Origin of the sequence: Companilactobacillus musae (assembly GCF_003967595.1) — a bacterium.
Classification (GTDB): Bacteria; Bacillota; Bacilli; order Lactobacillales; family Lactobacillaceae; genus Companilactobacillus; species Companilactobacillus musae.
In genome coordinates, this window is the sequence record NZ_BIFW01000001.1 from 172,176 (window position 1) to 190,774 (window position 18,599).

The window sequence follows — 18,599 nt, forward strand, 5'->3', positions numbered from 1 at the left end:
AAATTTAGAAATGATAATTATAGTTTAGAAAGGGGGATTTTAATGTTTGTAGATAACGTTAAAATCACCGTTAGATCCGGAAAGGGTGGCGACGGGGCTGTAGCCTTTCGTCATGAAAAATATGTTCCACTTGGTGGACCTTCCGGCGGTGATGGTGGTCGCGGTGGCGATATCATCTTAAAGGCCAATGAAGGAATGAATACTTTAATGGATTTTCGATACAAGAGAATTTTTAAAGCTCAACCTGGTCAAAATGGTCAAATTAAAGGTATGTATGGTCATAAAGCTGATCCAGTTTATATTAATGTACCAACTGGTACTTCAGTTTATGATGTGGACACTGGTCATTTGATTGGCGATTTGGTCAATCATAATCAAGAATTAGTAGTAGCTAAAGGTGGCGATGGAGGTCGAGGTAATATTCATTTTGCCAACTCCAAGAATCAAGCTCCTGAAGTTGCAGAGAATGGTGAACCTGGCCAAGAGAAGCATATTAAGCTTGAATTGAAGCTGATTGCTGATGTTGGTTTGGTAGGATTCCCATCTGTGGGTAAATCTACCTTATTATCAGTAGCTACTTCAGCTAAGCCTAAAATTGCGGCCTATCACTTTACGACTTTATCTCCTAACTTGGGGATGGTACGTTTGGATGATGGTCGTGACTTTGTTATTGCCGATTTGCCTGGTTTGATAGAAGGAGCTTCTAATGGTGTTGGTCTAGGAATTCAATTCTTGCGCCATGTTGAGAGAACTCGAGTTCTTTTACATTTGGTTGATATGGATCCTAATAATGGACGTGAACCATATGAAGATTATTTGGCTATCAGAAAAGAATTAGGTAATTATGATGAGAACGTTTTGAAACGTCCAGAAATCATTGTGCCAACCAAGTTAGATATTCCTGGTTCTGAGGAAAGAATGGCTGAATTTAAAGAAAAATTGCCAGATGATGTCGATATCTTCCCAATTTCAAGTATCCAACATACTGGTGTAAAAGCCTTAATGAACCATACAAGTGAAGTATTATCTAAGGCTGAACCAATTCACTTTGACGTTCAGGTTGACGAAACTAAAGAATACAACTTTGAACCAGAAGCTAAGGCATTTACTATTGAAAAAGATCCAGAGTACGAGCATAGCTTTATTGTTCATGGTGATAAAGTTGAAAGACTACTTCAAAGAACTAATTTGGATCACCAAGATGGAATTATGCGTTTTGCTAGACAACTCAAGTCAATGGGTATTGAAGACGCATTGATTAAAGCTGGTGCTGAATCAGGTGACTCAGTAACCATTCTTGATTTCACTTTTGAATTTATTTAGGGGCAATAAGGATAATGAATAATTCACCGAAAAGAAGGTTTATTACTGGATTTGATGGACTACGTACTTTAGGGGTTATAGGTGTTATTATGTATCACTTAAATCCTAATGTTTTTTCCGGCGGGTATCTGGGGGTTCCAATCTTCTTCCTGATATCGGGTTACTTAATCACAGATCATTTCTTTAATACTGTTGATTATGGTGGTTCATTCTCGTTAAGTAATTTTTATGTAAAAAGAGTTAAGAGGCTATATCCTGGAATGCTATTCGTATTATTAGCATCAGGTGCCTATATTGTTATGTTTTTGAAGGGGTTACTGTATCATCTGGACCAGATTTTTGTAACTAATGTTTTGAATGTTTATAACTGGTGGCAGATTTTTAATGGCCAATCTTATTTTGAAAGATTTGCCAATAATGAATCTCCTTTTACTCACTTATGGACATTATCTATTGAAGGTCAATTTTATATTATTTGGCCGATCCTACTTATTTTATTTACTAAGTATGGAGTTAAAAAGAGCCGCATTTTTGGTTTTTCAATGATTGTTTCGATAGCTTCCGCTATCTGGATGGCAATTTTATTCAAACCGGGTGTCGATCCAAGCAGAATTTATTATGGTACTGATACAAGATTGTTCTCAATTCTTTTAGGATGCGGCTTGGCTTTGATTTGGCCAGCTGAAAAATTAAAGAGTGGTTTGAAGAAAAATGACAAACTAAAGCTAAACCTAGTGGGACTTTTGTCATTTGCTTTGATGATATTGATGATTTTCACGATTAAAGATTCAGATCCATTTTTGTATCGTGGTGGAATGTTTATCTTCTCAATTACAACATGTATTTTTATTGCAGTTGTAGCTCACCCAGATTCTTTCTGGAATGGCGTTCTTTCAAATCGTGTTTTTCACTATGTAGGGACTAGAAGTTATGGACTTTATCTATATCAATTTCCAGTGATGATTTTCTTTGAATCTAAATTTAAAAATGTCGCTGATCATCCAATTCTTTATCCAGTTATTGAAGTTATTTTGATTGTCTTGATCACTGAGTTCTCATTTAGATTTGTTGAACAACCACTGGCACACGCAAAGTGGAGTGATGTAAAGAATTTCTTTAGAGTATCTTCGAGCGTTCAAAGAGTTTTGGCTTTAGTGATTGCATTGATTAGTATTACTGGTTGTTACAGTGTTGTTAAGGCTGTCGGTGCTCCTAAGCCCAATGTCAATCACAGTCAATTAGCTACTAAGATCAATAAAAATGAAAAAGCTAATAAAGCTAAAAAGCAAAAGGCTATTGAGAATCTTAAAAAGTCAAAGGCTAAGCAAAAAGACGCAACTGGTAAGATGTCAGCGGCAGATTATGCTCGTTATAAGAAACTTGCTAAATCACATCCAATTAATACTGATTTTGAAAAATATGGCTTGACACAGATTGACTTACAAAGATTAAAGGATATTCCTTTGACCGCTGTTGGTGATTCAGTTATGGCTGATGGATCTGATAATTTCTTAAAATTGTTTGATGATAAGAAAGTTATCGTTGATGCAGCAGTTAGTCGCCAATTGGATGCCAGTTTAGGTATTTTACAAAACTATAAAGATCAAGGTGTTTTAGCACCTAATGTTATGATTGGTCTAGGAACTAATGGACCATTCAATATGCAACAAGTTAGTCAGATTATGGATTTGGTTGGACCAAAGCGTCATGTTTACTGGATTAACGTTCATGTACCAACCAGACCATGGGAGAAGACCGTTAATGGGGTCTTGTCCGAAGCTACAAAGAAATATAAGAATTTAACCATTATTGATTGGAATGACTATTCACAGGGTCATACTGATTGGTTCTATGATGATAATGTTCATCCAAATCCAGATGGTTCGATGTATTATACTTCCTTTGTTGCAAAAGAAATTTTGAAATCATTAGACAAAAAATAGATAGGATTTTTTTATGGAGTTAGAATTTTTAGGAACTGGTGCCGGAGTTCCATCAAAGGGCCGTAATGTGTCTAGTACAGCATTGAAAATGTTGGATGAAAGAAATGAAGTATGGCTCTTTGACGTTGGCGAGGCTACGCAACATCAAATATTAAAAACAGCAATTAAGCCACGTAAGATCACTAAGATATTTATTACTCATTTGCATGGGGATCACATCTTTGGACTTCCAGGGTTATTGTCTAGTCGTGCCAATCAAGGTGGTAATTCTCCGTTGGAGATTTATGGTCCCGTGGGGATCAAAGAGTATGTTGAAACATCTTTGAAGGTTACTGGCGGTAAATTAGGCTATCAAATTAAATATATTGAATTAAAAAATGGCGGCGAAATATTCAATGACAAAACTTTTACAGTTTATGCTGGTAAATTAAAGCATCGTATTACTTGTTTTGGATATCGAGTAGTCGAAAAACCACGTCCGGGTGAATTGTTGGTCGACAAATTAAGTGAATATCATATTCCAAATGGTCCTATTTTTGGTCAGTTGAAAGCTGGTCAAGTAGTGACATTAGACGATGGAACGATTTTGAATGGTAAAGATTTTATTGGTCCAGACAAACCAAGCAAGGTTGTTACAATTATTTCAGATACTCGTTATACACCTGAAATTGATAAATTGTCACAAGACGCGGACGTGATAGTTCATGAGTCAACTTTCTCAAATGACGAAAAGCAATTAGCTTATAATTATTTCCATTCCACTGCTACTCAAGCTGCAGAAGTGGCAAAGAGAAGTCATGCTAAAGGATTGATTTTGACACATATTTCTGCTCGTTATACGGGTAAAAGTGCCCTGATCCTGCAAAAAGAAGCTCAAAAAATCTTTAAGCATACACGAGTAGCACGTGATTTCGATTTGTATGAGGTACCTTTTAAATAGAGAAGAGGATGAAAATGACTAATTTATTGAATCAGACTGTTATCGTTACAGGTGCATCTTCTGGTATTGGCAAAGATGTTGCTATCAATGCTGCTAAATGTGGGGCTAATTTGATCTTGATTGCTCGCAATGAAGATAAATTGCTTCAGGTTAAGAACGAATGTATCCGTGTGGGGGCTGAAAATGCCCATCATGAATTTTTAAGTGTTGATATGAGTGATCCAGATCAAATTACTGCTGGCGTTGAAAAAGCTTATGACATTAATGATGATATTGATGTCTTGGTTAATGCCGCTGGTTTTGGGGACTTTTCTAATTACTTAGAAACTGATTTTGACAAGATTGAAAAAATGTTTAGAGTCAATGTTTTAGGCTTGATGCTTATGACACGTTTAGTGGCTTCTAAAATGATCGAAAATGGTCGTGGACATATTTTTAATGTTGGTTCAATGGCTGGCAAGATCACTACACCTAAGTCAGCAGCTTATGCTGCTACTAAGGCAGCCGTGATTGCATTCTCAGACGGTCTAAGGCTAGAATTAAAGCCAATGGGTGTTTATGTTACAACCATTAATCCCGGCCCTGTAAAGACCAATTTTTTCAATGTCGCTGATCATAACGGAAACTATCTTGATTCAGTGAAAAATTTTGTTCTTGATCCAAATAAGTTAGCTTGGGAAATCGTTAATACTTTCAACAAGAATAAACGTGAGATCAACCGTCCACGTTATATGGAATTAGCGGCAGTACTTTATAAAATAGCTCCAAGTTTTGGGGATTATTTTGCATCAACACTTGGCAATCGTAAATAGGGGAGGATTCACATGAACGGTAAACAATCTAGATTTGTTATTGGTTTGGTAATTGCTTTGATCGTAGTTATTTTTGCGGTTTTGAATGTCAATCCAGTTACCGTTAGTTTTGGCTTCACCAGAGTCAAATTACCACTGATTATTTTGATTATTGTAACTTTGCTCTTGGGTGCAATTATTACTATGTTGCTAGCAAGCACTGGTAAGAAAAAGAATGATGATTTAAGTCGTCACGCTCAAAAGCAAATTTCAAAAGTTAAAGTTTCAAATGACAAGCAAATTGCCGATGCATTAAAGGAAAATAATGTAAAAAAGCAAACAAAATAGTAAATTTGCTTGCTCAAACGTTTTTATGATAGTATTATATTAAACGTTAGATTTGATTGAGTTAATATAAATAAAGGAGTTTTTAAATATGGCAGTTCCAAAGAGAAAAACATCAAAACAAAGAAAGCGTCAAAGACGCGCACATCTTAAATTAGATACACCAAACATGCAATTTGACGTTGCTACTGGTGAATATCGTTTAAGTCACCATGTATCACCATCAGGTATGTACAAAGGTGAAAAAGTTATCGACGATAGCAAAGAAGCTTAATGAAAAAGTCAAGTTAAACTTGGCTTTTTTTTAATATTGGAAATAGATGGGGTAACAGCTATGAAAAAATTAAGATACGTCTTATTGATGGTTATTCCGCTATTCTTTTTATTATTAACAGGATGTTCCAAGTTGGATCTATCCACTACGGCAAAAGAGTATCGTGCTGACGGATTAGTTGCTACCATCAAGGGAAAAGCTTCTAATTATAAAAAATTGACTTATACAGTCGGTGGTCAAACGAAAAAAGTGGCCGTTGATGGAGGACATTTTGCTATTTCAGTACCAGTTTCAACGAATGATCAAAATGTTCGTATCAAAGCAGTAAATGGCAATAAAACAGAAACAAAGTTGGTTAAGGTGAAAAGAGTTCAGGCATTACAAGACTACTTAACTTTTGCTCAAAGCTATAACTATACTTTATTGTCACTAGGGCAACCCACAGATCAACTACAGTTGATTTCCAAAGATGGAATTTCAACTCATAAGAAGAATGACGGTTCAAAATGGTACTACAATGTTCAAGATAACCAATTGATGGGTATTGCGACGAAACTTTCATACAAGGATCTAAAATCTAAAACTGGTCAAAAGAATTTTGCTACTAACTTAATGATCGTCTCAAAGTTACTTGGTGCGGATGGTAAACAGGTTTTGAAGGATTTTGCTAAGCAAACGAAAAATGCTAGCAAGAATTCTACTAAAACTTCGATGAGCCAAATTACTTCCAAGGGCGTTAATTTCAATATAAATTTGACTACCAAAGAGTTTTATCTCTACATTACTAAATACTAATATTGTAAATAGATAAAAAAATAACATCTGTAAGGGTTTCTGATACGAGGTATCGGTTTCTCTTGCAGATGTTATTTAATTTATATCAGAGTTTGAATTGAAAAAATAAAAAAAGAACACCTATAATTAAGCGTTCTTTTCGTTATTAGCGTCTTTTACAGAGCTATCAAGAATCAATGGAATTACACTGAAAATGATAGCGAAGACTACACTGACAATAGCAGAGTAGCTCATACTAAATGTTTGTTGGTTCAAAGCACCACCGATAAAACCGGCAACTTGTCCCAGCATGACAGACCAGAAAATTACAGCAATATATCTCATTTCTTCCATCTCACTTTCTCAAGTAGTTTAGCACAAAAAGGAACTTTTCCCAATAAACTTCCACTTGTCTTTGATATAATTTTAAACAAAGGGGGCGACAAATTGCAAGCACAACTACAAATAATGAGTAGTTATAGTTTATTGCATAGTCCCACAAAATTGACCGAGTTAGTCGATCAAAGTAAAGCTCGGGGTTATAGTGCAATTGCCTTAACTGATCTCAACAATCTTTATGGCTCAATTGATTTTTATAAATATGCCCAACAAAAGGGTATAAAACCTATTATAGGCTTAATAAGTGAGTTAGCTGGAGTGATTGATACTGAAAATACGTATCCCTTATTATTACTTGCCAAGAACGATTTGGGTTATAAGAACTTAATAAAAATTTCATCACAAAATATGTCAAATGATGTTGTTGATATTAAGGATATAAAGTCTTATTTAAAGGGACTTTTTGTTATTACACCAGCCAGTGACGCTGAAATCCTAAAAACAGATGTTTCGTCTTATATCAAAATTTTAAAACCATTGGTTGAGCAAGATTCGCTTTATTTAGGAGTTAGCTTATATTCTGGACAAATAGATAATGTAAAAAATATTCGTCAAATTGCTACGAATGAGAACTTGCCATTAGTAGCACTTGGGGATGTGAGATACATTAATGAAGACGATCATTTATCATATCAAGTCGTTAATAATCTTCGTACTGGTCAAAGATTTGAAAGCTTAGATCAAGTAGTGGAAAAAGGCGATCATTACTTGCGCAATTATGATGATTTTGCACATGATTTTGCGGAAGTTGATATGGATGAGGCAATATCCAATGCTAATAAAATTGCTGATGCCTGTAATGTAAAGATTGAATTCAAAGAAACTGAGTTGCCTAAGTTTCAAACTCCGAATAATATTTCATCGCAGGAGTTTTTACATGATTTAGCAACCAAAGGTCTTAAAAAACGTTTAACGCCAGAGGTTCCCAAGAGTTATCAAACACGTTTAGATTACGAATTAAGTGTTATTGAAAAAATGGGCTTTTCTGATTACTTCTTAATTGTTTGGGATGTCATTAAGCATGCTCATTCTGTAGGTATCAAAACTGGTCCGGGACGTGGATCGGCCGCGGGGTCCTTAGTTTCTTATTGTTTAGGTATTACACAAGTAGATCCAATCAAATATGATTTGCTCTTTGAACGATTTTTAAATCCACAAAGAGCTAATATGCCAGATATTGACTTGGATCTGCCAGACAATCGACGCGATGAGATGGTCATGTATATGCATGATAAGTATGGTTCTGATCATATGGCACAAATTATTACTTTTGGGACTTTGGCTGCCAAAATGGCTTTGCGAGATATCTCTCGAACATTTAGTCAAACGCAGTTTCAAATATCGCAATGGTCTAATGCAATTCCTCGTAAACTAAATATCTCTTTGCGAGAATCTTTTACTGAATCTAGTACATTAAGAGGATTAGTAGAAAATTCACGTGAGAATCAGTTGATATTTAAAGTTGCACAAAGAATTGAAGGAATTCCACGACATTATTCTACTCATGCGGCCGGGATAGTCTTGAGTAAGAAACCTATGACTGATATTGTCGCAGTACAATTGGAAGATGACGGCATTAATTTAACGCAACAAACTAAATATAATGTTGAAAATGTCGGTTTATTGAAAATTGATTTTTTGGGATTGAAAAATTTAACCATTTTGGATAAAGCTATTCAGGCTATTTCGACACGTTATCAACGAGAATTTATCCCTGAAAAAATACCTTTGAATGATGAAGCAACATTGAAGTTATTTCAAAAAGGGGCGACTGATGGTGTCTTTCAATTTGAATCAGATGGAATCAGAAGTGTATTGAGACGGTTAGTCCCGACTAGTTTTGATGATATTGTGGCGACAAACGCACTGTATCGTCCAGGTCCAATGCAAAATATCGCTACCTTTATTGCCCGTAAGCATGGTCAAGAACAAGTAGACTATCCAGATCGGTCATTGGAGAAGATTCTTCGTCCGACGTATGGAATTTTAGTTTATCAAGAGCAAGTAATGCAGGCATCTTCAGAAATGGCTAATTTCTCACTAGCAGATGCGGATATTTTGCGTCGAGCTATTAGTAAAAAGAATGAACAATTGATTGAAGAGAATCGACAGAAGTTCATTGAGGGTGCAGTTTCTCAAGGACATGATCGTAATTCGGCCGAGAAAGTTTACCAATATATCGAAAAGTTTGGTAATTATGGGTTTAATAAATCTCATGCAGTGGCTTATTCAATGATTGCTTTTTGGTTGGCCTATATCAAAGTTCACTTTCCGGATATATTCTTTGCTTGTCTTTTGAATTCTAATTTAAATAATGAAACCAAAGTAACCACTTATATTCAGGACGCAAAAGACTCAGGTGTAAAAATACAAAACGTTGACATCAATCAAAGTCAATACGAATTTAGTGATTCTGATAAAGCAATCCGCTTTGGGTTATTAAGTATTAAAGGGATGCGCCGCGATTTAGCTGATAATATCATTAAGGAACGACAAAAAAATGGACCATATACAAGTGCTTTAAACTTTTTGCAACGGATCGATACTAGATTTGTTAAAACTGATTATTTGGAGCCGATGATTTTGTCAGGGACTTTTGACTCTTTTAATCGTAATCGAAAAGAGTTATTGTACGACTTTCGAGATTTGATTGAGAGTATTCAGCTGGCTGGAAGTAATTTATCGCTTTTTGATGTACTTGATCCTAAAAAGCATCAAGTTGATGATTTTACTTTAACTGAACGCTTAAATCAGGAAAAAGAATATTTGGGTGTTTATGTATCAGGCCACCCAGTTGAAAAATATCGTAGCAGGATGTTGGATTTGAAAACTGTAAAGATAGCTGATTTAAAGAATTTCCAGAATCAAAATGTGAATGTTTTAGGATTGATAAAGAATTTACGTGTTATTCGAACTAAAAAGGGTCAGAGAATGAGCTTTATGACAATTGAAGATGAATCGGGATCTATTTCGGTAACAGTTTTTCCTAAGTTGTTTCAAAAAATCGAAAACATTGAACTTGATGGAAAAATTTTTCTATTTGTCGGACGTAGTAATGTTGGTCAAAGAGGAGATCTAGAATTAATTGCCGATCGTTTAAATGATCCTAAGCAATATACAGTTCAGTTGCCGCAAGAAAAACTCTATTTGCGAGTTTTAAAAGGGATGGATACGCCTGAAAATTTAGAAGAGCTTTACAGAATTATTGAAAGTTCTCGTGGAAAAACTCCTGTGATTGTTTATCGTGAAAAAAATCGTCAGGCATTATTGTTGAAATCGAACCACTGGATAGACTTTAATAATGAAGTACAAATCAGGTTGGAAAAGTTCTTAGGTAAAAAAAGCGTTTTCGTAAAAAAAGACTAATTAATTTATCTTAAAACGTTTTCAGCTCTACAAAGTAATCAATAAAAATGTTATATTTGATTAGGTTTTGTTTTAGAAACAAATAATTTTGGAGTGTGAACAAATGAAGCGTATTGGTATTTTAACCAGTGGTGGAGACGCCCCTGGTATGAACGCTGCTATCAGAGCAGTCACACGTAGAGCCATTGATAAAGGGCTTGAAGTGTTTGGTATCAATTATGGATACGCTGGTCTTGTTGCGGGTGATATTTTCCCATTGACAAGCGATGACGTATCCGACCGTATTCAACGTGGTGGTACATTCTTGTATTCAGCAAGATACCCAGAATTTGCTAACGTAGAAGGTCAACTCAAGGGTATTGAGCAATTAAAGAAGTTTGGAATCGATGCATTAGTTGTTATCGGTGGCGATGGTTCTTACCATGGTGCATTGCGTTTAACTGAACATGGCTATAACACAATCGGTTTGCCAGGTACAATTGATAATGATATTCCATTCACTGACTTTACAATTGGTTTTGATACAGCCGTATCTACTGCTGTTGATGCAATTGATAAGTTGCATGATACTGCCAGCTCTCATGAAAGAACATTTATCGTTGAAGTAATGGGTAGAGGTGCTGGTGACGTGGCTCTTTGGGCTGGTGTTGCCGGTGGTGCTCAAAAGATCATCGTTCCAGAACGTGATTTCGATATTAAAGAAATCGCTGAAGAAGTTAAGGTTGGACGTCAAAATGGCAACAAGAACATGATTATCGTCTTGGCTGAAGGTGTTATGCACGCCGAAGACTTCAAGAAAGAATTAGATAAGTATGGTGATTTTGATTCACGTGCTACTGTCTTAGGACATGTACAACGTGGTGGTTCACCAACAGTTCAAGATCGTGTCTTAGCAAGTAAGATGGGTGCTTATGCTGTTGATCTATTGCTTGATGGCAAGGGTGGACTTGCCGTTGGTATCGAAAACAACAAGATTACTTCTCATGATATTCTTGACCTATTCGATAGCAAGCACAAACCTGAATTATCATTATATGACTTAAACGAATCTTTAAGCAGATAAGTTAAGCATAGAACGTTTTAATTTGTTACAATAAACGATGTATAAAACAAGAAAAGGGGATTTCTCGATGAAAAGAACTAAAATCGTAAGTACACTTGGACCTGCTAGTAACGATGTTGACACAATCGTTAAGTTGATTGAAGCCGGAGCTAATATTTTCCGTTTCAACTTCTCACATGGTGACCATCCAGAACACAAAGCTCGTATGGAAATGGTTCACGAAGCTGAAAAAATTACTGGTAAGACTGTTGGTATCGTTCTAGATACTAAGGGTGCTGAAATTCGTACTACTGTTCAAGAAGGCAACAAGTTTGAAGCTAAGATTGGTCAAACAATCCGTATCTCAATGGATGATTCATTAACAGGTACTCCTGAAAAGATTGCTTCTACATACCCTGGTCTATACGATGATACACATGTTGGTGGTCACGTATTGATCGATGATGGTCTTGTTGACTTGAAGATCACTGAAAAGGATGACAAGAACCGTGAATTGGTTACTGTTGTTCAAAATGATGGTATGATTGGTTCAAGAAAGAGTATCAATGCTCCTGGTGTTGAAGTTCGTCTACCAGGTATCACTGAAAAAGATTCAGACGATATTCGTTTCGGTCTAGAACAAGGTATCAATTTCATCTCAGCTTCATTCGTTCGTAAGGCTCAAGATGTACTTGACATTCGTGCAATCCTTGAAGAAAAACACTGTGAATACGTACAAATCTTCCCTAAGATTGAATCACAAGAAGGTATCGACAATATCGATTCTATCCTTCAAGTATCAGATGGTTTGATGATTGCTCGTGGTGACATGGGTGTTGAAATTCCATTTGAAAACGTACCATTCGTACAAAAGAGCTTGATCAAGAAGTGTAACGCACTTGGCAAGCCAGTTATCACTGCTACACAAATGCTTGACTCAATGCAAGAAAATCCACGTCCTACACGTGCCGAAGTTACTGATGTTGCTAACTCTGTTCTTGATGGTACAGATGCTACAATGCTTTCAGGTGAAAGTGCTAACGGTGACTACCCTGTAGAAGCTGTTTCAGCTATGGCACACATCAACGAACGTACAGAAAAAGAATTAGACAAGAATAACTCACTTGCAATCCAACGTTTCGAAGATTACAAGGGTTCAAACGTTACAGAATCAATTGGTGAATCAGTTGTTAGAACTGCTGAAGAACTAAACATTCACACAATCGTTACTGCTACTAAATCAGGTTACACAGCTCGTATGATTTCTAAGTATCGTCCAAGTGCTGACATTTTAGCTATCACATTTGATGAAAAGACACAACGTGGTTTGACAGTTAACTGGGGTGTTGATCCTATTATTACTGACAAGCCAGAAAACACTGATGAAATGTTCGATCTAGCTGCTAAGAAGGCTCAAGAACTTGGCTTTGCCAAGGAAGGTGACTTGATTCTTGTTGTTGCTGGTGTTCCAGTTGGTGAAAGTGGTACAACAAACGTTATGAAGGTTCAATTGATCGGTTCAACATTGGTTAAAGGCCAAGGTGTTGGTGAAGAATCAGTTGTTGGTAACGTTGTAGTTGCTCATTCTGCTGAAGAAGCAAACAAGAAGATCAATGAAGGCGACATCCTTGTTACAGAAATGACTGACAAAGATTACCTACCAGCTCTTGAAAAGGCTAGTGCCGTTGTTGTTGAAAACGGTGGTCTAACTTCACATGCTGCTGTTGTTGGTATTGCTATGGGTCTACCTGTAGTTGTTGGTGCTAAGAATGCTACAAGCCTTGTTAAAGACGGTGACACTGTTACTGTTGATTCAAGACGTGGTGTTGTTTACAAAGGTGCTTCACGTTCACTTTAATTTTTAAATAAAATTAAAAATGATTTAAAACATAATAAACTGAAAGAAACTGACGAGTTTCTTTCAGTTTTTTTGTGTTTGCGTTATTATTTTAATAATGAAATTATGAGGTGAAATTTTGTCGAATAAAGATGTACTTGTTTTTGAAATTGAACAGGCTAAAGGTAAGCCTAGAGATGTTGAACATAAAAAAGATTATTGTCCTTTCTGCGATACTAAGAGCTTAACGAATATTATTGACCAAAGTGGAGATATGATTTGGTTAAAGAATAAATTTAAGACATTACGTGATACTGAACAAACGATTATCATTGAATCGCATGATCATTATGGTGATATTTCTAATTATTCAGTTGAAAAGAATCAAGAAGTATTTAATTATATCTATGAATGCTGGAATAAAATGATTCAAAGCAAGAAATATGAAAGTGTCTTGATGTATAAGAATTTTGGACCAATGTCTGGTGGATCTTTACGTCATCCACATTTTCAGATAATTGGTTTGAATAAGGTAGATGGATACAAACATATCGAGCCAGAGAACTTTACAGGTATGGATGTTTTCAATTCAAAGCATATCAATGTGAATGTTTCAGAGAAACCAATTATGGGTTTTGTTGAATTCAATGTTACGATCAATAATCCCAAGTATATAGATGATTTGGCTGAATTTACTAGAGTAACAGTGAAGTATGTTTTAGATGATCTCTATGATGGAAAATTTGATTCATATAATATTTTCTTCTACAAAGTAGGTCGCAAAATAATTTGTAAAGTTGAAGCTCGTTATGTTGTTTCACCATATTTTGTGGGTTATAGATTGTCACAACGTGATGGCGATGATCAAGTTAAAGGCATTGCGGCTGTACTGTTGCAGCGTTTAAAAGAAAATGCGCATTCAAAAGAAATTGAATTAAATTAAAAGATGATCGTAGCAAAATATTTTTATAATTGAAAAGATCGATGTGGAATTTGCAATAATTCTACATCGATCTTTTTTAGTGTAAGAAAGTTGTTTTCTATATATCATATCAACTCCCATATATTAACTTGACATAATTATTGTTATGTAACTCTGTAGCCAAAGAACAAAGATATTATCAAATCCAATTGTTCTTCTTAGCAATATTTAATGCCTCAATTCTTGAATGAGTACCGGTTTTACTCAAAATTGAAGAGATATAATTGCGAACTGTCCCACTAGAAAGAAAGACAGTTTCTGCGATTTCTTGGGTATTTTTACCTAAAGCAAATTCTTGCATGATTTTTAATTCTTGGGCAGTTAGAGGATTTTTTACGGCGGTTAAGATGCTAGAAACTAAGTTGGCATCATAAATGATTTGACCATCGAGAATTTTATGGATTGTATCCACAAGTTTGTCGGTAGGACTATCTTTAAGTAAATAAGCATTAACCTCACTGGCTACAGCCGATTCAAAATATTTTTTTCGAGCAAAAGTAGTAAGAATGATAATTTTAATATTTTGATGATTAAGGCGTAATTCTTGAGCAACTTCTAGTCCAGTTAGATTAGGCATTTCAATATCTAAAATAGCAATATCTGGTTTTAAAGTAGTGATTTCTTGGAATGCCATCTGACCATCAGTAGCATTGCCAATAATTTCAAAATCATCTTCTAAATCTAAAATAGCGGAAAGTGCCGAGTTTAGCATTTCTTGATCTTCGGCAATATAAATTGTAGTCATATTAGTCCTTCTTTGGTATAGAAATTTGAAGACAAACACCGTGGTTTGAAATTATTTTGATTGTACCATTAATACTTTTTAGTCGATTAGTTATACCACTTAGGCCGTATGAAACATGATCAGATACAGTTTTTAATCCAATACCATTGTCACGAATTTCTAGATAATAGTTTGAGGAATCTTCTTCAAAAGTAAATTTCATTAAATTAGCTTGACTGTATCGAATAACATTAGTGGTTGTTTCTTTAATAATAGCAGCTAAAATGTGTTGGATATCTTTAGGCCAATTATCGGAAACACCTTCATTGATGGAAATTTGATGTATTTTGGCCAGCGCTAGGTGCTTTTCCTCTGATACCATGGCGCTGGCAATAGTCTGAGCATTTAAGTCGGATACTATTTGTCGAACCAAATTAAGATTGTCACGAGACGCTTTAGTAATATCAGCTAATTGTTGTTGAGCTTTTTGAGGATTCTTGTCGATCAGTTTGGCGGCTAATTCTGACTTTAAGGTGATTAATGAAAATGACTGTCCAAGATTGTCATGCAGGTCTTGAGCGATACGGTCACGTTCATTTTGCTTGATAATAGTTTCTAAACGTCGATTGGTCTGTTTAGTTTGATAAGAGCGACGGTAACTGTTGGCTAAGGAACGGGCAGCAATTGGTGATCCAATGATAAAAGTAAGTGCAATGATGATTCCAAAGGGACCATAGTTATTTATTACAGGAGTGAGTAAAATAAAAGTGAAAACACAGCCTAGCGATACAATTAAATACAAGATGAAATAATGCAGGAAATCTTTTAATTTAAATGGTAATGAACCAATCTCCCAGGCTGTATAGATAAGGAAGGTTCCACCGCTATTGGGAAATTTTGATATAAAGTAGGCGGCGATAATTAATTGTATGCCAATATCTAACCAAAGCCAGCGATTTAGAAAGTAACCGTCGCGGTAAAACTTTAAAAAAGCTAGTACCAGCAATAAATAAAACCAATTAAAAGGATGCTGAGTAATTAAAATTTGACCTGCTATTAGAAATAATGAAAAAAACCAAAAGTAGGGCATAAAGCCGAGTCTTTTGGGAAAAAGAATATGTTTATATAAGAATTTATTCATTCAAAAATACTTCCTTTTCGTTTTTGAATTCTAGATAATACTAAGAATAACAAAGCAATTATAACTAACCAAGCGGAAATATTAATAATTGCATGCCAGTTGATTGAACCCGTGTGTAAAAAAGTTTGTTCAAGATTTGATAGCTGATAAGTGGGCATAATTTTACCGATTCTTTGTAACCAATCAGGCATGATGCGAATTGGCCACCAGAGGCCGCTGATTATTGCTAGCGGAAAAACAACTAGATTGTTAAGTAAATTAACAGTATTGGAACCCTTAGCTAAAGAAATCAAAGCACCTATCAGAATTAAGGGTATTGTTCCTAGTAGGTTGATACAAATGAGGATTATTAATAAGTGTAATGAAAGATCAATGTGATTAATAAAAATACCGACTGAACAAATTAAGATTGAAGAAATTAAATTTAAAAAGATGAATACTAAAGCCATTGATGAATAATATTGAAATTTTGAAATAGGTTTAAGACTAATGAATAGTTTAAAATGACTAGTTTGGTCGTCCAAAAGCGTATTGGAAGTTGTTATAATGCCACCTAACATACAACTGTAAATCATCATACTAACAAGATAATCTTCATTCCAAACAGCCATGGCATTTGCAGGAATTCCAGTAGTTAATATCTTGGTGTATAGCAGGTAAAAAGTAATTGGCAAAAGCATGTCAAAGAGGAAAAAGGCTTTGTTTCTTAAAACGATTCTCTCAAAATTTATTTTAGTCTGAAATAGATAATTAGTCATGATTATGCTCCTCTCGATAATTCAATAGCATAGTATCTAAATTAGTTTGTTTGATTTGAAGATTAGTAATTGCTGTTAAGTATGGTGTAATTGCGATAATCAAATCGTTAGGGTCATTAGTGACAATTTGAAAGTGTTGTCCTAGTTGTTCGATCGAGATAATATTTTGAATGCTTGTGAAAGTTTTGATATTTAATTCACTATCGAACTCGACTAGACTATTGCCTTGAATATTTCGTAGTGATTGAATCGAACCGTCAAAAGCAATTGAACCATTTTGTAAAATAAGGAATCGATCAGCAATATTTTCCAATTCTTCCAAATAATGACTAGTAACAAAAATAGTTTTGCCGTTTTGCCGTAATTTAGAAATTTCTTGCCAGAAGTCATGGCGAGCATTGCTGTCCATACCGACAGTTGGTTCATCTAGAAAAAGAATCTCTGGATTTCCTGATAATGACAGTGCAAAGGATAGGCGTCTTTTTTGTCCTCCAGAAAGTTGGTTCATATAATTGTTTTCTAAATCATTCAATCCAGATAAACTTAATAGTTTTTGATAGGATAAGGGATGTTTAAAATAACTACGTGAAAGATTGATGATTTCTTTAACTTTGATTCGATTGAGGGCAAGATTATCTTGCATCATGACGCCAGTAATCTGTTTCCAATGTTGTGTGTTCAGAAAAGTGATCTTTCCTGAATCACTAGTGATCAATCCTAAAATGATATTGATTAGAGTGGTTTTGCCAGCGCCATTAGCGCCAACCAAGGCAATTATTGAATGAGAATAAATTTGTAAGTTAATGTTTTTTAAAACAGTTTTACCGGAAAATTTTTTGTTAATGTTTTGAATTGATAAAATATTACTCATTTTTTCGATCCTCGTTTCCTAATTAATGACTTAATTTTAGGTAATTTTAATATACCGTGGTAGTAAGCAATGTCATTAAAAAAGATGACAAATGTCATGTCTTTTAGTTAAGTTAAATGTTTTACGAAAACATTTAACTTAAAAATAACAATAAAAATACATCATACTCGAAAAGTCATACAATAAAGTCAATGAATGAAATGTTAATGAGGTGAAAAGATGAGTTATAAATTAATAGCAATTGATTTAGATGGCACCTTACTAAATAACAAAGGTAAAATATCACAACCTAATAGGGCAGCAATCAAACAAGCCATAGATCAAGGGATACAAATTGTTTTTTGTACTGGAAGACCGTACAAAGAGGCAACTGCCTTTGCCGAAGAATTAAATCTAAACGCTTCTAATCAATATATTATTGATTATGGTGGCAGCATGATTCATGACCTTACAGGCAAAGTATTGTATCAACAAACTTTAAAGAACCAGACTTGTACAGACATTGCACAAAATCTTTATGCCCATAAAATCAGTTTTAAACTAATTGATACTCAAGGGAACCTTTATAATAGTGATCAAGAGTGGACAGAAAAAAGAATGTTGCAATCTGATTTAGCGGTTCTAAAATTCTTAATGAAGACACATAAGGTTAAATTAGAACGTTGGGCACAATGGTTACATGAACAATATGACCAAGATTATTTCGTAGTTCAAACTAGTTCTAAAGAAGTAGAAATTTGCCCACGAAACGTAAATAAGGGTACAGCATTGGAACGTTTGATTAAATTATTAAAGATAAGTCCTCAAGAAGTAATTGCTATTGGGGATATGGACAATGATTTGCCAATGCTAAAGATTGCAGGCTTAAGTATAGCAATGGGAAATGCTAATGATAATGTCAAACAAGTTTGTGATGTTGAAACTCTCGATAATAATCACGAAGGTGTTGGAATGGCAATTCAAAAATACCTTTTGCAGAAATAAAACCAATTATTAATATTTTGAGTTTGGTTAGAATTTTTTTTCAAGTTAAAGATTCGAATATATTAAAAAGGAATCCTAAAGACTTTTAGTAGTCGTTGGGATTCC

17 protein-coding genes are annotated in these 18,599 nt (G+C 34.9%); 12 read left to right on the forward strand and 5 right to left on the reverse strand.

Annotated elements, in window-relative coordinates; genetic code table 11:
- The first annotated feature begins 42 nt into the window (after positions 1 to 42).
- The 7 genes from obgE to LAB100_RS00885 all read left to right on the forward strand — a co-directional run bounded on the left by obgE (position 43) and on the right by LAB100_RS00885 (position 6,411).
- Positions 43 to 1,323, forward strand: coding sequence for a GTPase ObgE (gene obgE, locus LAB100_RS00855; protein ID WP_119326825.1), 1,281 nt, complete (start codon positions 43 to 45; stop codon positions 1,321 to 1,323).
- A 14-nt stretch (positions 1,324 to 1,337) separates the two neighbouring features.
- Positions 1,338 to 3,266 (forward strand): acyltransferase family protein, encoded by a 1,929-nt coding sequence (locus LAB100_RS00860; RefSeq protein WP_119326824.1) that lies wholly within the window; start codon positions 1,338 to 1,340, stop codon positions 3,264 to 3,266.
- A gap of 13 nt (positions 3,267 to 3,279) precedes the next feature.
- Positions 3,280 to 4,206 carry a ribonuclease Z gene (gene rnz / locus LAB100_RS00865; RefSeq protein ID WP_119326823.1) on the forward strand — a complete coding sequence of 309 codons (927 nt, stop codon included), beginning with the start codon at positions 3,280 to 3,282 and terminating at the stop codon, positions 4,204 to 4,206.
- A gap of 14 nt (positions 4,207 to 4,220) precedes the next feature.
- Complete coding sequence (locus LAB100_RS00870) at positions 4,221 to 5,018, forward strand: SDR family NAD(P)-dependent oxidoreductase (protein WP_119326822.1); 798 nt, start codon at positions 4,221 to 4,223, stop codon at positions 5,016 to 5,018.
- A gap of 12 nt (positions 5,019 to 5,030) precedes the next feature.
- Positions 5,031 to 5,345, forward strand: coding sequence for a lipopolysaccharide assembly protein LapA domain-containing protein (locus LAB100_RS00875; RefSeq protein ID WP_119326821.1), 315 nt, complete (start codon positions 5,031 to 5,033; stop codon positions 5,343 to 5,345).
- Positions 5,346 to 5,433: 88 nt separating this feature from the next.
- Positions 5,434 to 5,616 (forward strand): 50S ribosomal protein L32, encoded by a 183-nt coding sequence (rpmF, locus tag LAB100_RS00880; protein WP_057868175.1) that lies wholly within the window; start codon positions 5,434 to 5,436, stop codon positions 5,614 to 5,616.
- A 60-nt stretch (positions 5,617 to 5,676) separates the two neighbouring features.
- Positions 5,677 to 6,411, forward strand: a complete 735-nt coding sequence (locus tag LAB100_RS00885; protein ID WP_119326820.1) for a hypothetical protein — start codon at positions 5,677 to 5,679, stop codon at positions 6,409 to 6,411.
- Between the two features lie 126 nt (positions 6,412 to 6,537).
- On the opposite strand, the gene LAB100_RS00890 is transcribed toward LAB100_RS00885, so the two are convergent.
- Positions 6,538 to 6,744 carry a YjzD family protein gene (locus LAB100_RS00890; protein ID WP_119326819.1) on the reverse strand — a complete coding sequence of 69 codons (207 nt, stop codon included), beginning with the start codon at positions 6,742 to 6,744 and terminating at the stop codon, positions 6,538 to 6,540.
- 93 nt (positions 6,745 to 6,837) lie between these two features.
- Here LAB100_RS00890 and dnaE point away from each other — a divergent pair, with 93 nt between their 5' ends.
- From dnaE to LAB100_RS00910, 4 genes are all read left to right on the forward strand, one after another.
- On the forward strand, positions 6,838 to 10,155 hold the full coding sequence (gene dnaE / locus LAB100_RS00895; protein ID WP_119326818.1) for a DNA polymerase III subunit alpha: 3,318 nt from the start codon (positions 6,838 to 6,840) through the stop codon (positions 10,153 to 10,155).
- 103 nt (positions 10,156 to 10,258) lie between these two features.
- Complete coding sequence (pfkA, locus tag LAB100_RS00900) at positions 10,259 to 11,218, forward strand: 6-phosphofructokinase (RefSeq protein ID WP_119326817.1); 960 nt, start codon at positions 10,259 to 10,261, stop codon at positions 11,216 to 11,218.
- 67 nt (positions 11,219 to 11,285) lie between these two features.
- Positions 11,286 to 13,055: a pyruvate kinase gene (pyk, locus tag LAB100_RS00905; RefSeq protein WP_119326816.1), complete on the forward strand. Its 1,770-nt coding sequence runs from the start codon at positions 11,286 to 11,288 to the stop codon at positions 13,053 to 13,055.
- Between the two features lie 118 nt (positions 13,056 to 13,173).
- On the forward strand, positions 13,174 to 13,977 hold the full coding sequence (locus LAB100_RS00910) for a DUF4931 domain-containing protein (protein WP_119326815.1): 804 nt from the start codon (positions 13,174 to 13,176) through the stop codon (positions 13,975 to 13,977).
- Positions 13,978 to 14,155: 178 nt separating this feature from the next.
- Here the strand turns inward: LAB100_RS00910 and LAB100_RS00915 are convergent, their stop codons facing one another.
- From LAB100_RS00915 to LAB100_RS00930, 4 genes are read right to left on the reverse strand one after another with little or no spacing between them, the layout of a single operon-like run.
- Positions 14,156 to 14,761 (reverse strand): response regulator transcription factor, encoded by a 606-nt coding sequence (locus LAB100_RS00915; RefSeq protein ID WP_119326814.1) that lies wholly within the window; start codon positions 14,759 to 14,761, stop codon positions 14,156 to 14,158.
- A 1-nt stretch (position 14,762) separates the two neighbouring features.
- Positions 14,763 to 15,881, reverse strand: a complete 1,119-nt coding sequence (locus LAB100_RS00920; RefSeq protein ID WP_119326813.1) for a sensor histidine kinase — start codon at positions 15,879 to 15,881, stop codon at positions 14,763 to 14,765.
- Positions 15,878 to 16,639, reverse strand: a complete 762-nt coding sequence (locus LAB100_RS00925; RefSeq protein WP_119326812.1) for an ABC transporter permease — start codon at positions 16,637 to 16,639, stop codon at positions 15,878 to 15,880. The genes LAB100_RS00920 and LAB100_RS00925 overlap by 4 nt, the downstream gene beginning before the upstream one ends.
- Entirely contained in the window at positions 16,632 to 17,510 is an 879-nt protein-coding gene (locus tag LAB100_RS00930) for an ABC transporter ATP-binding protein (protein WP_119326811.1), read from the reverse strand. The genes LAB100_RS00925 and LAB100_RS00930 overlap by 8 nt, the downstream gene beginning before the upstream one ends.
- Before the next feature lie 219 nt (positions 17,511 to 17,729).
- Here LAB100_RS00930 and LAB100_RS00935 point away from each other — a divergent pair, with 219 nt between their 5' ends.
- Complete coding sequence (locus tag LAB100_RS00935; protein ID WP_119326810.1) at positions 17,730 to 18,494, forward strand: Cof-type HAD-IIB family hydrolase; 765 nt, start codon at positions 17,730 to 17,732, stop codon at positions 18,492 to 18,494.
- The last annotated feature ends 105 nt before the right edge of the window (positions 18,495 to 18,599 follow it).

Bases quoted from the DNA above. Each gene is read 5' to 3' on its own strand.
- obgE (WP_119326825.1), top strand. From the start codon at position 43: ATGTTTGTAGATAACGTTAAAATCACCGTTAGATCCGGAAAGGGTGGC.
- LAB100_RS00860 (WP_119326824.1), top strand. From the start codon at position 1,338: ATGAATAATTCACCGAAAAGAAGGTTTATTACTGGATTTGATGGACTA.
- rnz (WP_119326823.1), top strand. From the start codon at position 3,280: ATGGAGTTAGAATTTTTAGGAACTGGTGCCGGAGTTCCATCAAAGGGC.
- LAB100_RS00870 (WP_119326822.1), top strand. From the start codon at position 4,221: ATGACTAATTTATTGAATCAGACTGTTATCGTTACAGGTGCATCTTCT.
- LAB100_RS00875 (WP_119326821.1), top strand. From the start codon at position 5,031: ATGAACGGTAAACAATCTAGATTTGTTATTGGTTTGGTAATTGCTTTG.
- rpmF (WP_057868175.1), top strand. From the start codon at position 5,434: ATGGCAGTTCCAAAGAGAAAAACATCAAAACAAAGAAAGCGTCAAAGA.
- LAB100_RS00885 (WP_119326820.1), top strand. From the start codon at position 5,677: ATGAAAAAATTAAGATACGTCTTATTGATGGTTATTCCGCTATTCTTT.
- LAB100_RS00890 (WP_119326819.1), bottom strand. From the start codon at position 6,744: ATGGAAGAAATGAGATATATTGCTGTAATTTTCTGGTCTGTCATGCTG.
- pfkA (WP_119326817.1), top strand. From the start codon at position 10,259: ATGAAGCGTATTGGTATTTTAACCAGTGGTGGAGACGCCCCTGGTATG.
- pyk (WP_119326816.1), top strand. From the start codon at position 11,286: ATGAAAAGAACTAAAATCGTAAGTACACTTGGACCTGCTAGTAACGAT.
- LAB100_RS00915 (WP_119326814.1), bottom strand. From the start codon at position 14,761: ATGACTACAATTTATATTGCCGAAGATCAAGAAATGCTAAACTCGGCA.
- LAB100_RS00920 (WP_119326813.1), bottom strand. From the start codon at position 15,881: ATGAATAAATTCTTATATAAACATATTCTTTTTCCCAAAAGACTCGGC.
- LAB100_RS00925 (WP_119326812.1), bottom strand. From the start codon at position 16,639: ATGACTAATTATCTATTTCAGACTAAAATAAATTTTGAGAGAATCGTT.
- LAB100_RS00930 (WP_119326811.1), bottom strand. From the start codon at position 17,510: ATGAGTAATATTTTATCAATTCAAAACATTAACAAAAAATTTTCCGGT.
- LAB100_RS00935 (WP_119326810.1), top strand. From the start codon at position 17,730: ATGAGTTATAAATTAATAGCAATTGATTTAGATGGCACCTTACTAAAT.